Source organism: Paenibacillus sp. CB74 (assembly GCF_055687625.1).
On record NZ_CM146009.1, the window covers coordinates 760,889 to 776,307 of the forward strand.

Consider the following 15,419-nt stretch of genomic DNA (forward strand, 5'->3'; position numbering starts at 1 on the left):
ATGAAGCAACGGGGCAAGCTGGTGGGGATGGCGAAATGGGCCATTCTGGCTGTGGTGTTGTGCCTGCTGCTTCTGTCTTGGATGTTTAAATGGTTCTCCACCGAGGAACACAAAGCGACCTGGCTGTGGGACGCGTCCATTATTGCAGAACAGACACCTGAGATTATTGCTTTCTCCAAAGAGCAGGGCGTGGATACCATCTTCCTGCAAATCCAGGATGAGGTGCCTGATGCAACATACCGCAAATTCATTGCGGCTGCCCGGCAGGCTGAGATTGAAGTGCATGGACTTAACGGCCATGCAGACTGGGCCTATGAGCAGAAGCGGGATGAAGGACTTGCTTTTATCGAGCGAGTGAGAGCCTACAATGCAGCTTCTGCCAAAAATGAACGTTTCCAAGGTATTCAACTGGATGTGGAGCCGTATCAGCTGAAACGCTGGGAGGATGAAGAAAGCAGTGTCATTGCGGAGTGGAGCGACAACATGAAGGCTTGGACGAAAGCGGGAGAGGCCGCCGGATTGTACATGAGCGCTGCCATTCCGTTCTGGCTTGATGCCCGTCAGTCGGCGGAAGGTGAGGGTACATTCAGTCGCTGGGTTATCTCCCACTTCGATGCAGTGGCGATTATGGCTTATCGGGATAGCGGGCAGCAGATGTATGATCTGTCCAAGGAAGAACTGGACGAAGCGGATGATCTCGGCAAGAAAGTCTGGATTGGCGCAGAACTCGCGGATACACACGAAGGGGATCACCTGACCTTTTTCCGTAAAGCGGTTAGCAACATGAATGAAGAAATGGCCAAGGTGTTTGATCTCGGTTCTTCCCATTCCTCTTTTGCAGGTGTGGCTGTGCATCATTATGAAGCATGGTATGCGAAGGAGAACGGTATTCCGCTTGCACGTAAGGATGAGAAAAAGGAATAGCGTTACGTCAGTGAAAAGTCCCTGATTCCTGCATGATACGTGAATCAAACTATAGTATAGAAAGAAGGCAAGTCCCAGGTAGATGGGGCTTGCCTTTTTTGGTGATGGATTAAGCAATGGGTTTTGCAGCACTATGATGTACAAGAGTGCTGCAAAATCCACTGTAATTCTCATCTAACAAGGCTGTTTCGATTTTATGGAAAGTTTCTTCGAAGTCCTTTTGTGCACGTTGTTCGGTAAAGGGGACATTGTACACAAGCGCATACAAGGCGTGGTACACGTGGCTTAATTTTATAGGTTGGGGAGCGGAAGGTCGCTCCCTTACTGTTTCGTGTTTTCTGTGGTCCGATAGCGATTGGGTGGCAGTCCAACCTGCTTTTTGAACGCTTTGGAGAAGGAGAACAAGTCGGGATAACCCACGGAATGAGCCACTTCAGTTAAACTTAGCGGCGTCTGCACGAGTAGACGTTTGGCTTGATTCATTTTTAATTGCTGGATGTATTGTACGGGGGACAGACCATAGGCTTTGCGGAACTGTTTGGCAAAATGGGTTCGATCCACACCCGCATGAGCGGACACACCTTCCACGGAGATGCCACCTGCAAAATGAATATCCATGTATTCCTTGCCTTTCTGGAGCCAAGGTGTGGCTGAATCCGGTTGCAACCCTTTGGTGGCCGGTGAACGGGCTATCCGGTCAAAGAGGCTTAGAAACCGGGTGAGTCGCCCCAGATCACTTGCTCCATCCTGCGGTTTACGAACATCCTCCATGAACGAGCGCATGGCGCTTGCAGTCTCCGACGTCAGTACACCTGAACGATATGGTGATTCGGGTGTAAGTCCAATACGAGACAACAGTTCGGCTGCGTATGCACCATCGAAGGCAATAAAAATTTTTTGCAACGTGTCCTCCGGGTCCGTCCAGTACTCATGTGTTACATGTGGATACAGGCAGAACGCATCCCTGGCTCGAAGGGCATGACGCTGTCCGTTCTGTATAAATGTACCTTCTCCCTCCAGCACAAATAACAAATAATGATAAGGTGTGGTGCGAGGCCCAATATGATAGTTGGTCTTGGCTATATTACGGCCGATGCGAATCGGCCAGGCGCCCCCGGCTTTCTCAAATTCTGATGGAGTGAAGAATATAATATCCAAAAATTCGTGGTGGTCCTCCTTCATGCGTTCAATCTCGGTCATCAGGAACACCTCTTTAGTATATAAGTATCGTTTGTACTTTCTAAAAGTTTCGCTTATAACCTATTATACAGGTGGGTTTTGTACATATTCAAGATCAGCAAGACCTAAATCTGAGAAAAGACCACAAAATGACAAAATAAAATTGCCGCGAAATGACATTGCTCACAGACAAATCAATTGATATGATGTCCATACCTATTAAACCAAGTTAATTAATCGGCATTTGGATCTTTCATACGAATAAAATGATTAGAAATTAGGCGCACTTTAAAAATAAGTTTCAAGAGATGCCAACGTAGTGGAGGGGACGAAATCGATTCTGAAGAAGCGAAGCGGTCGCCTGAAAGCTTTCTGAAAGAAAGCTACATCGGAAGCATAAGCTATCCTTGAATTTTTACCTTTAAAAAGGAGAATCAAAAAAAATCAAGGATAACAGTGATCGGAAGAACGATTCGTACCTGGAACGTCTAGGAGGCGTAACGGTAACTTTTTTAACATGAGACTTTATTTATTCATAGAAGGGATTGACTTTTGTGAGCGAACAGGAAGATATGAAGTTTGGATGGTTTTTGCCTACAGCAGGAGATGGGAAGTATGTGGGGGTTGCCCCGGAGCGTGAGCCGAGTTTGGATTATCTGATCGATGTAGCACAGACGGCGGAGAAGGCAGGATTCGAATTTGTACTGATTCCTACAGGGGGAGCCTGTCTGGACGCATGGGTGGTTGGCTCGGCAGTAATGAGTCACACGAAGACATTGCGTCCCCTTGTCGCCATTCGCCCGGGTTTGGTTACACCCGTACTCGCTGCACGCATGGGAGCGGCATTGGATCAGCTATCTGGTGGTCGTGCCATGATCAATGTAGTGACAGGCAGTTCGGTTCGGGATCTGGAGGAACTGGGAGATCCACTCGCACATGCGCATGATGAACGGTATGTTCGCGCGAGTGAGTATATGGAAGTGATGAAGCGTTCATGGACGCAATCGACGGGACTGAATCTGACGGAGTTTGCCGGAAGTGGCACACAATCAGGAGCTGATGCATCCAGTGATCCCAATCCTGAATTCAATGGCCAGTATTATAATTTCAAAGGGCCTGTAGGCATGCCGGAGACGGTACAAAATCCGTATCCACCATTCTATCTGGGAGGAAGTTCACCGATTGCTAAGAAGGTCGCTGTGGAACATGCGGATACGTTCCTGATGTGGGGCGAGCCTCATGACTGGATCCAGGAGCAGATTGAAGAGATTGAGGTCATTCGTCAGCAGGTGAAAGAGGAGACTGGACAAGATCGTCAGCTCCGTTACGGCATGCGTGCTCAGGTTCTCATTCGGGATACCGAAGAAGAAGCCTGGGCTACAGCGTGGGAGATTATTAGCAAAGTACCACCAGAAGCGATCGAGAAAGCCAAAGCCGTATTTGCCGAGACGGATGCAACCAATCAACGCAGACAGAACGAGTTACGGGAACTGTCCGAGAAGCAGCAGTTTGTCGTAGGTCCCAACCTGTGGACAGGCTTGTCCGTTGTGCGTTCTGGCGGTGCAATCCTCATTGTAGGTACAGCGGAACAAGTCGCAGAACGTCTGATGGAATATGGAGATCTGGGCGTTACGACATTCATTCTGTCCGGTTATCCGCATCTGGAAGAGGCCGAAATCTTCGGACGGACCGTGATGCCGATCATTCGCGAGAAATGGAAAACAAGACAGAAGCAGCAAGTTACTACTAACTAAGTTATTACCAAGTCTAAGTAAGTGCCAGCTTTTTTTACACTATAACGGAGAGGGCAGAACCGATCTGAAGAAGCGGAGCTAAAAGCTTTCTGAAAGAAAGCTACTTCGTAAGCATAATCTCGCCTTTATCCCCGAATTTTAACCGTTGAAAGAGTGATTCAAAAAATCCGGGGATAACAGCGATCGGAAGATGGTACTGCACTCGGAGTGCGCCGTGTAGAAACTTTCGTGCAACTTACATTAATCACCCTCAGGAGGTCGTCTTTCATGAAAAAAAATAAAAAAATGATCCTGCCGCTCGTCAGTATGCTGGTGATGTCCATCCTGTTGTCAGCTTGCGGCGGTGGGGATAACGCGCCCTCTGGAGATAACGGCTCCTCAGGTTCAGGCAAGGTTACGATCAGCTTTATGCACTGGCGCGGAGAGGATTCCGAAGCACTCAACAAGACCATAGACGCATTTGAAAAAGAAAACCCGAACATCAACGTGGAGATGCAGACGCTTCCCTCCGATCAATATCAGTCCACTGTTCAATCCAAAATCAGTGACGGTTCGGTAGGAGATGTATTTGCATCCTTCCCGGGTGCACAATTCGAAGCTTTCACCAAAGCGGGTTTGTTCACGGACCTGAGCGGGTCATCGTTCCTTTCGGCTTACAATCCGAAGCTGATTGAAGCAGGACAGCATGATGGCAAGCAATATGCGATCCCGTATCAACTTGTATATAACGATCCAATCTACAATGTGAAACTGTTTGAAAAATACGGCTTGACGCCACCAACCGATTGGGAAGGCTTCTTGGCCCTTTGCCAGAAGCTGAAAGACAATGGCATCATTCCGATTGCCTTTGCCGGAGCGGACATTGGCCCAGGGCAATTCATGAATACAATGGTGATGAACAACGCACCAAGTGACGACATTTTTACCAAAGTAGAAGCAGGCGAAGCCAAACTCACAGATGAGTTCTGGGTGAAAACGTTGACTCAAATTAAGGAATTGAACGATAAAGGTTACTTCCAACAAGATGCACTGGGTACGAAGGACCCTGCGGCTGGCGCACTGTTCATTCAGGAAAAAGCAGCCATGCTGGCAAGTGGATCATATCAACTCGCTCAGAACAAACAGCAGAATCCAAATCTGGAGCAAAAACTGCTTGCACCAATTACAGTAAGTGCAGATCAAGCGAAGTATGAAGGGGTGCATACGACCACATTCATGCTTGCGGTGAATAGCAAATCAAAACATCCGGAAGAAGCGAAGAAGTTCCTTGAATTTTTGAGCAATCCCGATGTAGCTAGTGACTACGCCAACCAGACAGGACAGAATGTAACGGTGAATGATGTGAAGTACGATACGCCTGAGCTTCAGGTAGCCGGAGAATGGGCAAGCAAAAAGACCGTGTTCCAGCCACGGTTCACCATCCTGAACGGAGATAATCAAAAAGCTGTAACCAACTCCATTCAGGCTGTGCTGAGCGGCACTTCTCCAGAAGAAGCAGCACAGCAGGCACAAGCGATCATTGATCAGCATATCGGGAAATAAACGATGAAGAATCGTATTCAGCTATCCCTGTTTTTGATCCCCGGGTTGCTGCTGTACGTGGCACTGTTCGTATTTCCTACATTGACGGGGCTGTTCTACTCCTTTACGGATTGGGACGGGGTATCCCCGTCGTATGCATTTGTAGGGCTGGATAATTACAAGGACAGTCTCAGCAGCATCGTATTCCGCAAAGCCTTTGGTAATAACGTGGAGTTCATGTTAACGGTAGTTATAGCACAAACCTTTATCTCACTTGTCCTGGCCCTGCTCCTGGTACGCAATACCAAGACACGCATTGTGCTTCGGGCATTATATTTCCTGCCTGCGATTCTGTCTTCCGTATCGGTCGGATTGATCTGGGCGTTCATGTATGATCCATCCATTGGATTGATCAACTATGGACTGAATGAAGCGGGCATGAGCAGCATCGCCCGTAACTGGATTGGAGATCCCAAGATCGCCATCTATTCCATCGCTGCGGTCCAAGTCTGGGCACATGCCGGACAGATGATGATCGTATTCATCGCGGGTCTGCAAGGCATCCCGGCAGAATTATATGAGGCGGCTCGTATGGACGGCGGCAGCAAATGGCAGGTATTCCGTACCGTGACCTGGCCGCTGCTGGCACCTTCGGCAACGATTGTTGTGGCCTATACGACCATTCAATCGTTCAAGGCCTTTGACCTCATTTTCACCATGACGGACGGAGGCCCGAACTACGCAACTGAAATTTTGACCACATATATCTATCATACCGCCTTTGGCAGCTATTCATTTGGTCTGGCTTCTGCCGGTTCGATGATCTTCCTGGTGCTGCTCGCGCTCTTGACGCTGTTGCAGTTCAAGGCACTTCGTGCCGACCGGGTAAGCTATTGAAGATTGGACGCGTGTTCGTGAGTATGTGAGCCGTGACTGAATGAGATGTAGAAGTATTTGTCGTTTCCGTTCCATCCGAACGGCGAACCTGAACGGCACCGAAGTTGACCTAATAGACTTAAAAAAGAAGGGAGGGAGTTTATATGGTTTTAAAATGGTTCAATCGACTGATCCTGTTGGTGTACGCGCTACTGATCCTTGTGCCGCTATATTTTGTATTTGTATCTTCGTTCAAAACAAGCAGCAACTTCTTCACCAGTCCATTCAGCTGGCCGGACCCGTTCGCGTGGGATAACGTCATTGGCATGTTCCGCAATCAGCCGATGTGGCAATATTTCGGAAACAGTCTGGTCGTAACGTTGGGTACTGTTGCGATTGAGCTGCTGCTCAGCAGTATGATTGCTTATGCCATTGTCCGTTGGGGCGGCAGCGTAGGCAAAATCGTATTTGCGCTGTTCGTGGCAGGCCTAATTGTTCCTTCCCAGGTGAGCATGCTGCCAATCTATTCCCTCACGCGTACACTCGGTTGGTCGGACAGTCTGACGGGCCTGATTGTCGTATCCGCCGCGATGCTCATGCCTGTCTCTGTATTTATGCTGACAGGTTTCATGCGCATGCTCAATTCGGAGATTCTGGAAGCGGGCAGTATGGATGGAGCAAACGAATGGAGGCTCTATACCCGGATTGCACTGCCACTTGCCGCACCTTCGCTGGCGGCAACAGCGACGTTCCTGCTCGTCATGGTATGGAATGACTTGCTTATTCCGATGCTCATGCTCAGCAGTAAGTCCAAGCTGACTTTACCACTCGCACTGATGCAATTCCGTGGGGAGTATGTAACCAACTATCCGATGATGCTCACGGGTGTACTTGTCACTGCTATTCCGATGATTGTGCTGTTCCTGTTACTCCAGCGTTACTTCGTTGCAGGTCTGACAGCGGGTTCACTCAAGGGGTGAGGTATCGTAGAAATCGGAAGGAAAAGCTTATTTTGCATTGATTTCTGGAGCATTCTGCATAATAATGATGTAGTGTCAGAGTGACTACATAGAGATCAAGGGAGCTATAAGTGATGAGCAAACTGGAAGTATTGCGGAATCCCAAGCAGCGCAAGCTGCTGTTCAGTGCCGGTATGAGCTGGCTGTTTGATGCGATGGAAGTGGGTATGATCTCCTTTATCGTGGCTGCACTCGCCAAGGAATGGAGTCTCAGTCCCGGACAAGTCGGGGTGCTTACGAGTATTAACTCGATCGGTATGGCACTCGGTGCTTTGCTTGCAGGTGCACTTGCGGACCGTTTTGGACGGAAGGCCATTCTAATGTGGACCTTGTTAATCTTCACGATTGCAAGCGGTCTATCTGCATTGGCGACTGGATTTGCCGTATTGTGTGCACTACGTCTGGTTGCGGGTATTGGACTTGGCGGAGAGTTGCCTGTGGCATCTACACTGGTATCGGAGTCGATGCCTACAGCGGAACGTGGACGTGCCGTTGTATTGTTGGAAAGTTTCTGGGCTGGGGGCTGGATTGTATCGGCGCTCATTGCCAACTTTGTCATCCCGGAGTACGGATGGAGAATTGCCTTTGCCATCGGTGCACTTCCGGCGTTCTATGCACTGTATCTGCGTCGTGCCATTCAGGACCCGCCGCGGTATAAGAATCATGCCAAGCTTCGTAAAATCACGTTCCGCGAGAAAGTGGCTACCGTCTGGTCAGCACCACATCGCCGTACAACGTTGATGCTCTGGATTTTGTGGTTTACCGTCATTTTCTCTTATTATGGCATGTTCCTGTGGCTGCCTTCCGTTGTGATGGCCAAAGGATTTACGTTGGTTAAAAGCTTCCAGTACGTGCTGATCATGACGATCGCACAATTGCCAGGTTACTTCACCGCAGCGTACTTCATTGAACGTTACGGTCGCAAGTTCGTACTTGTTGTCTATCTTACGTTGACTGCATGCAGTGCGATTGCGTTCGGACTGGCAACAACGGAAGCGACGATCCTGGCCGCAGGAATCTGTCTCTCGTTCTTCAACCTGGGTGCCTGGGGTGGATTGTACGCGTACAGCCCGGAATTATATCCGACTTCCGTTCGTTCGACGGGTGTCGGTCTTGCCACATCGGTAGGCCGGATCGGTGGGGTACTTGCTCCACTGATGGTCGGTATGCTGGTTCAGCGTGAAGTGGCAATCAGCCTGATTTTCACCATTTTCTTCGTGACCATCCTCATTGGCGCAGCGGCTGTGCTGTTCTGGGGCCGGGAAACGAAGGGACAAGAACTCGCCGAGTAATTGTCATTATATTCAAGCGCAACTTTTGTACGGGTCTGCCTGCCTACGGAAACGGGGGCTAGACAAGCGGTACAAGGTTGATACAAGAAGAGGTGTGACCCTGATACGACCATGGGCTCATGCCTTTTTTTGTTGTGTCCAAGACTCATTTTTACATGCTCCATCGGTCCGATAGACGGCACTTTTTCTATATCCTATAATGACACTCGGGATGTAGAGCCGTGAGGATTCAGGGGAAAGAAATGGGATCTGGATTCAGAAAATGGAGGGTAACGAAAAGATGCAGACCAAGCGAGAAATGGATCAGATGAATGAATTCAATGAAAATAATACGATGGGTGAAGCGACTCGTGCGAACAGCATAAATGGAAGCCACAACAACGTGATTGACATGGTGCGAGTACATGGTGATAACAACATACATGTAACTTACAGTGATAATAACAGTAAACAACTGAGTGAGATAAACGGAATGTATGTTGTGGATGAAAGTAAACCTACGAAAGAGATGGAGGTCACTAATATTATGAATAACATGACGTTTACGAAAAATATGGAGTACACGGGCAGTGAGGATGTACGGGTTAGAGCCGGTAGCACAAATGAGGGAGATGATGTGCAGTTGAGTGCTGACTTCATAGAGCCTATCACCGTTAGCCGAAAAGTAACCCATCGGAGAGGGAGAAAGGCAGGCAAAAGAGCAGGACGTGTGGGTATGCTTCTCGGTACTTGTGCGATGGCTGTCGGGTTGACCGTAGCAGCGCCTTCTGCGGGAGCACAGAAGCTGGAACAGGGCGTTCGCAGTGAACATGTGCTGCAATTGCAGGAGCAATTAAGCGACCTGGGGTATTTTGACGCGGGAATGACCGGTTATTATGGTTCGATTACCAAAAGCGCTGTCCGCGAGTTCCAGCAGGCGCAAGGACTGAGTGCGGATGGAGTTGCAGGTCCCGCAACGCTAAACAGGCTGAATAAAAAGGCCAAAGCGGAGGGCGAGACGCTACGCCAGTTGGCAAAGCTGATCCATGGCGAAGCGCGCGGAGAATCTTTTGAAGGACAGGTTGCTGTAGGAGCGGTTGTCTTAAACAGGGTGCATTCGGATGCATTTTCGTCGTCGATCTCCAAGGTCATTTTCCAGAAAGGGCAGTTCACGGCAGTTGACGATGGACAGTTTAATACAAAGCCGACGGCGACCTCTTATAAGGCAGCACGCCAAGCATTAAATGGCGTTGACCCGACGAATGGAGCGCTGTATTATTACAATCCGAAGATTGCCACTTCGGTATGGAGCAAGAGCAGGCCGACGCTGCTGACCATTGGGCAGCATGATTTTACGAGATGAGATAGTTTGAGTTATTAATTAGATCAAAGGTATTTTTTAATACAATAAGGAACCCCGGCTGTAATCTGCTCATCTGCAGGTACGTGGCCGGGGTTTAATCATTATTATATTATCGTGGACAAATGGTATATTAACATTGAAGCAAAATGTAAAAATAAAAGTCAGGGTGAGTAAAATGAAGTTGCTAAAGACCTCATTAGTTATCGTTGCACTAGTGGTCATCGCTTCTTTTACATGGTATGGCTCGTATAAGAGTGACATGAAGAAGCTGGAGGATGACTTGAGAACACATTTAACCGCCGAAAAAGGAATAGATGGGAATACGATTATAAGCATCACCGCTCGTCGAAGCAAAATGCCGATGTATCCTGTTGTCGTCCAATTCAAGGACAATCCACAGGAATATATCTACTATAGAGCAGATGAATGGATTCAGCTGACGCCTGATCCAACTGAATAATTCAATCATACTTACTATGACAAAAGAGAGTAATATGCAACACCATTGGATTTACCCATTCAATCCTGTACAATGGATAACGACAAAAACAAAGGTAGATTAAGGATGGATTAGCACGATGAGAATTATTATATCACCAGCTAAAAAGATGAGGATCGACACCGATTTGATGGCTATCGCGCAGATGCCGCAATTTATAAATGAATCAGAACAGCTATTGAGTCTGCTTCAAAAGTTATCCTATGACGAACTCAAAGCGATGTGGAAGTGTAACGATGCAATCGCCGAACAGAACGTGGAGCGGATTCGGAATATGAATATAAAAACAAATCTTACACCAGCCATCTATGCCTACGAGGGCATTCAGTATCAATATATGGCACCGGGCGTTTTTCAAAATGAGGAACTGGCGTATCTTCAGCAGCATTTACGCATATTATCCGGTTTTTATGGCATTTTACGGCCTTTAGATGGCGTTACGCCGTATCGGTTGGAGATGCAGGGTAAGCTGCAAGGTCCAGGTTTCAAATCGCTCTATCAATTCTGGGGCAGCAAGTTGGCGGATCAGCTTCAATCTGAAAGCAATTGTATTCTGAATTTGGCTTCCAAAGAGTATAGCAAGAACATCACGCCTTTCCTGAAGGAGGAAACCCGGATGATCACTTGCGTGTTCGGACAAATGGTCGATGGAAAACTTGTTGAAAAGGCAACCCGGGCCAAGATGGCCAGAGGTGAGATGGTACGATATATGGCTGAGCGGAAGATTACAGATGTGGAGGATATCAAAAGCTTTGATCGGTTAGATTTTGATTTCTCAGAAGAGAAATCGGAAGAGAGTACTTATGTATTTATATATTCGGAGGGACAGTAGCCTGTTGTACAATGGTTTATAAATTTTGGTTCGTATAGGTTACGCATTCGTAAATGCCATCAAATAATTTGATGGCTCTTTTTTTGCAAGACTAAGGCAGTCTTGTTCGGAATATGTTTGTATCTACAGAGGTCTACAGGAAGCGACGCTGAATATCATTGAAACCTAATATGAATTTACAAAGTATATATAAAGAAGGATATAATTAGTTGCTATTTATAAATTTGTACTCGGTTACATCCAAAGAGGGGAGGACGAATATGCCATTTATTGGGGGAATCATTTTAATCTTGATCCTAGCATTTATTCTATGGGCATTAATGATCCCGCTATTCAATAAAATAGGTAGTAGAATTCTGAAGAAATATAATAAATTCAAACAAGAGGAGAATGTTGATGAAAAATTCAAAGACGTTTAGAGTAGGGGCAATAACAGTTGCATTGGTTATTATAGTGGGAGTATTACTGGTGACCTTCTTTGTCACACGAATTCCTAATGGTTATGTTGGGGTTGTGTATTCACCCAATGGAGGGGTAAAAGATAGCACACTGAGTCAAGGGTGGAAACTGGTTGGAGCGTTCGATAAAGTAACCAAATATCCGATCCGAATTCAAACGGTGGAATACAGAGATATTCAAATTGCTACATCTGACGGAAAAAACATCACCATCGATTTTGCTTACAACTATCAGGTAGAACCAAGTAAAGTATCTTCTATTTTCAACACATTTGGGCCAATTAGCATTCAAGAAATTGAGGATACATATCTCAAAACACGTTTCCGTGACGCAGCTCGTAAAGGTATTTCCAAGTTTACAGTCATTGATGTGTATGGTGAAAAGTCATCTGATGCAGGCGTGGACGTGCAACAACGTTTCTCTGATGACGTTAAAGAGTTAGGTTTTATCGTATCCAACGTTACCGTAGGTGTTCCTCAACCTGACGCTAAGACTCAGGAAGCCATCGATAAACGTGTCGAAGCATCTCAAGAACTGGAACGTAAAACGACTGAACTGGAGATTGCCAAGAAAGAAGCAGAGCGCAAGCGCGTGGAAGCGCAAGGTAATGCAGACAAACTATTAATTGAAGCAGAGGGTCAAGCTAAAGCCAATAAAGAGCTTCAACAATCCTTATCCAGCCAACTCGTTGAATATGAAACCATTAAGAAATGGGATGGAGCCCTTCCATATGTAAGTGGGTCCAACACGCCAATGATTCAATTGCCGACTACCAAAACAGAGCAAAATAGCGGCGCGGGAAGCGTATCTCCCTAATTAGCGGTTGAAAATGCACGCCTTGCTTTCTCACCAAATTAATGTGTTGAAAGTCGAATGAACAAGCCGGTCCAATCGTGGGCTGGCTTGTTTATTTTTGATGAATTTCAAAGGTACTGGATACATTTAGTCTAAAAATCGGATTCAAGAGTAGTGCGAACGTGGCTTTGTTGGGCTACAAGTTCAGGCTTGTTGTGGCAAAAAGATACTCGGCATTGCCTTGGCAATTTTGCTCGGCTACTGCTCTTAGGATAACGTCACAATGAGAAAAGACGCAGCGATAAATATCCCTGCGCCTGATCAAGCTAACGTAATTGTTAGCAGAAGAATGAGCTGTCATATCATATTGGGGCGATCCGATTCGTTTCCAAAGCTGATGAGTTTTTGGGCTTACCTCCCGTATTCCTCCTCAGGATAGAACCTGGATAGCCAATTACTCCAATATTCAGATTACATCCTTCCTGTTAACGAACATTAATCCAAGCGGTCCACTGTGTTGGGATGTTAATGGAATAGACCGTACCTACAAATTGTCCACCTGTTGTATTAGGGGATTCATAAACCCATGAATGGGCGAAAGCATCTATGACACGATCACCGTCCAGATCAATAGCTTCAGACCAGTTGTTTGTCATTGTATTGCCGGCGAGTTTGCCGAAGTGACTGCTGTCATAACCGATCTGGAACGTAATACACTGAATCCAAGCCCCACCATGATCATTGGTCGTGGAGAGCGGGTTGTTATTGAAGCCGTAAATTTCTTGACCGCCATTAGGAGATACAACACCGTATACATTAATGTGAGATACGTTCGGAGCAGGCGCAAACAGAACTGGACCCCCCGTATCTTTAGACTTTTGCGCTTTAAATTCAGCCTTAGCAGCCTCAACAGCTTCACGAAATTCTTTGGAATTAATAATTTCTTCCTTTGTTAACGGTTTGGCTTGAGTCACATCACCATCTGCATAGGCAGCCACATTAAACGAAAGTACGAGAACAAGAATAAGAGCTAAACCAACCAACTTTTTCATAGTAATAAATTCCACCTTTCTTGTTATGGGTATTCTTTTTACAAAAAATATGGATAACGACAAATAGACCTGCTTGCAGATAAAGCCCCTTGCCCTCCTCTCTTATGAAAATGGTTCTACCCTCTTTGTTCTTTACTGAAAACAGAAATAAAGGAGATAGAACTCTACAGGCTAGAAAACTCTATGAAGTAGGAATGTATATGTAAAATGAATGCCTGCCAATGATTATGTGTTGCAGACAAAATGGAAAACTCAATTATAAGAATTGATATCTTGGCTGTGGTAAGCTCTGACACATATGTTGGAGTATAATATTCCGAAATAATTATTTAAATTGAAATATATTCCATATATACAAACATATAGTACCTCTAATTACCAATTCAAGTCAAGTTTATTTATTAATCCCATGAATTGTTAAAGCGTGTTGCTCGTCGCAGTAAAGATGCTACAGTATCCTGAAGTCGTGAAATAAAAGGAACCCCCTCAGGAACATGTATACACCTACATAGAAATCGAAGGGGGCTGAAGGACGGATATGGATCATTCTAAGCGTGGATTGATGCAGTGAAATCAGGAGATTAGCCGGATATCATTGCCATTAAACTTCTGCTAACATAGTTGTATCATTTATTAGATGAGCGGTGAAAATGGATGAGTACAATTAAAGTTACCCCGGAGCAACTACATCACGTGTCGAATCAAGTGGATCAGGCGAGACAACAATTGAATTATATACGGGAGGATCTCTCAAGACAGATCATGTTCCTTCAGCAGATGTGGCTGGGTGTAACGCAGGAGCGATTCTATTATGAGTTTGAGCAGTCGCGCCCTATATTGGATAAAGCACTGGAGAGTATGGTGGGTATCTCCAAAGAACTTAAGGATATCGCCATGCGGTTTGAGAATACTGATGCTCAGAAGGTAAGTTTGGGTAAAGCTGTTGGTACTGTTGGCGCTGTAGCGATGATGGAAGACTCAAGATATTATGCCGGTTCGAATGATAAGGGCTATGGGATGGCACAAGTCAATGTTTTTGGAAAGTGGATGTCGATGCCTGTCAACGAGAATGGGGTTACGGATCAGTCTGCGCTCCAAGCTTATGAGAGAGATCAAGGGCATTTGGATATTAATCGAATGCAAGCTGTAAATGCTGAAGCGTCAGGGGAAGATATCTTTGCGATGCAGATCAAGGCATTTGAAATGGGAATCGATCCTTTCACAGGCGAGCCTGTATCCGATAAGTATGCTCAGATGATGCTAACTTCCCTGAAGTTCAGCCAACTATTCATGGCATTTCAGATGGTTCGCGGGAGTATGCCGGGTGGCAAAGGGCCGTTTCGGTTGCCTGCTTCTCATCCGGCTGTGGCGAAGATTAAAAAGAATTTGGAAGCGGCTGAAGCGAGGAAAACGAGTAAAATTAAAGGGATGGGTAAAGATACATACACTGGAGGCAGGAATCACAAAGAGTTGGATGATTTGGCTCGAGATCCTTCTGGTGGTGGGAAAATAGAACCCAAAAATATAAATGAAAGAGATGTTGGATTACAATTAGAAGCAAGAGGTGATTTAGGGAGAATAATACGTGATTCACAAGCAGATAAGGGCGCAGAGTTCATTGATACCACTACGGGCATAAAGTGGGACGTGAAGAGTTTTGAATCATATCCAAGTGGTAGGAACGGAATACCTATAACCAATCCTAAAAAGGGTGCTTTTACTATTCAAAATGGTATGCAAAAAATACATGAAGAATTTGCTAAGGGGCATGACGTAATTATTGATACGAAAAAAATGGTGCCAGAGCATATTGAACAACTGAAGAAAGCAATTGATAAAGAAGGAATAGCAGATAGAATATTGTGGTTCCCCTAA

14 protein-coding genes are annotated in these 15,419 nt (G+C 46.1%); 12 read left to right on the plus strand and 2 right to left on the minus strand.

Annotated features, from left to right (window positions below; translation table 11 throughout):
• Nucleotides 1–924 (plus strand): hypothetical protein, encoded by a 924-nt coding sequence (locus ACX9NY_RS03465; protein ID WP_472477074.1) that lies wholly within the window; start codon nt 1–3, stop codon nt 922–924.
• A gap of 321 nt (nt 925–1,245) precedes the next feature.
• Here ACX9NY_RS03465 and ACX9NY_RS03470 read toward each other — a convergent pair whose 3' ends face one another.
• Nucleotides 1,246–2,124, minus strand: a complete 879-nt coding sequence (locus tag ACX9NY_RS03470; RefSeq protein ID WP_472477076.1) for a helix-turn-helix transcriptional regulator — start codon at nt 2,122–2,124, stop codon at nt 1,246–1,248.
• Nucleotides 2,125–2,675: 551 nt separating this feature from the next.
• On the opposite strand from ACX9NY_RS03470, the gene ACX9NY_RS03475 reads away from it, so the two are divergent.
• The 10 genes from ACX9NY_RS03475 to ACX9NY_RS03520 all read left to right on the plus strand — a co-directional run bounded on the left by ACX9NY_RS03475 (nt 2,676) and on the right by ACX9NY_RS03520 (nt 12,513).
• Complete coding sequence (locus ACX9NY_RS03475) at nt 2,676–3,857, plus strand: LLM class flavin-dependent oxidoreductase (RefSeq protein WP_472479204.1); 1,182 nt, start codon at nt 2,676–2,678, stop codon at nt 3,855–3,857.
• A gap of 267 nt (nt 3,858–4,124) precedes the next feature.
• Nucleotides 4,125–5,399: an ABC transporter substrate-binding protein gene (locus ACX9NY_RS03480; protein ID WP_472477078.1), complete on the plus strand. Its 1,275-nt coding sequence runs from the start codon at nt 4,125–4,127 to the stop codon at nt 5,397–5,399.
• A gap of 3 nt (nt 5,400–5,402) precedes the next feature.
• Nucleotides 5,403–6,275, plus strand: coding sequence for a carbohydrate ABC transporter permease (locus tag ACX9NY_RS03485; RefSeq protein ID WP_339235625.1), 873 nt, complete (start codon nt 5,403–5,405; stop codon nt 6,273–6,275).
• A 143-nt stretch (nt 6,276–6,418) separates the two neighbouring features.
• On the plus strand, nt 6,419–7,234 hold the full coding sequence (locus ACX9NY_RS03490) for a carbohydrate ABC transporter permease (RefSeq protein ID WP_472477080.1): 816 nt from the start codon (nt 6,419–6,421) through the stop codon (nt 7,232–7,234).
• A 113-nt stretch (nt 7,235–7,347) separates the two neighbouring features.
• Nucleotides 7,348–8,565 (plus strand): MFS transporter, encoded by a 1,218-nt coding sequence (locus ACX9NY_RS03495; RefSeq protein WP_124116114.1) that lies wholly within the window; start codon nt 7,348–7,350, stop codon nt 8,563–8,565.
• Nucleotides 8,566–8,845: 280 nt separating this feature from the next.
• The gene (locus ACX9NY_RS03500) at nt 8,846–9,907 is read left to right on the plus strand and encodes a cell wall hydrolase (RefSeq protein WP_472477082.1); all 1,062 of its coding nucleotides are present in this window, start codon (nt 8,846–8,848) and stop codon (nt 9,905–9,907) included.
• 175 nt (nt 9,908–10,082) lie between these two features.
• The gene (locus ACX9NY_RS03505) at nt 10,083–10,367 is read left to right on the plus strand and encodes a hypothetical protein (RefSeq protein WP_472477084.1); all 285 of its coding nucleotides are present in this window, start codon (nt 10,083–10,085) and stop codon (nt 10,365–10,367) included.
• A 118-nt stretch (nt 10,368–10,485) separates the two neighbouring features.
• A complete protein-coding gene (gene yaaA / locus ACX9NY_RS03510; RefSeq protein ID WP_472477086.1) occupies nt 10,486–11,238 on the plus strand; it encodes a peroxide stress protein YaaA in 753 nt (250 codons plus the stop codon).
• Between the two features lie 260 nt (nt 11,239–11,498).
• The gene (locus tag ACX9NY_RS03515; RefSeq protein ID WP_190945054.1) at nt 11,499–11,657 is read left to right on the plus strand and encodes a hypothetical protein; all 159 of its coding nucleotides are present in this window, start codon (nt 11,499–11,501) and stop codon (nt 11,655–11,657) included.
• On the plus strand, nt 11,635–12,513 hold the full coding sequence (locus ACX9NY_RS03520; protein ID WP_339235611.1) for a prohibitin family protein: 879 nt from the start codon (nt 11,635–11,637) through the stop codon (nt 12,511–12,513). Before ACX9NY_RS03515 ends, ACX9NY_RS03520 begins: the two co-directional genes overlap by 23 nt.
• A 464-nt stretch (nt 12,514–12,977) precedes the next feature.
• Here the strand turns inward: ACX9NY_RS03520 and ACX9NY_RS03525 are convergent, their stop codons facing one another.
• Nucleotides 12,978–13,544: a DUF4879 domain-containing protein gene (locus ACX9NY_RS03525; protein ID WP_339235599.1), complete on the minus strand. Its 567-nt coding sequence runs from the start codon at nt 13,542–13,544 to the stop codon at nt 12,978–12,980.
• A 654-nt stretch (nt 13,545–14,198) separates the two neighbouring features.
• Between ACX9NY_RS03525 and ACX9NY_RS03530 the strand changes: the two genes are divergently transcribed.
• A complete protein-coding gene (locus tag ACX9NY_RS03530) occupies nt 14,199–15,419 on the plus strand; it encodes a WXG100 family type VII secretion target (RefSeq protein WP_472477089.1) in 1,221 nt (406 codons plus the stop codon).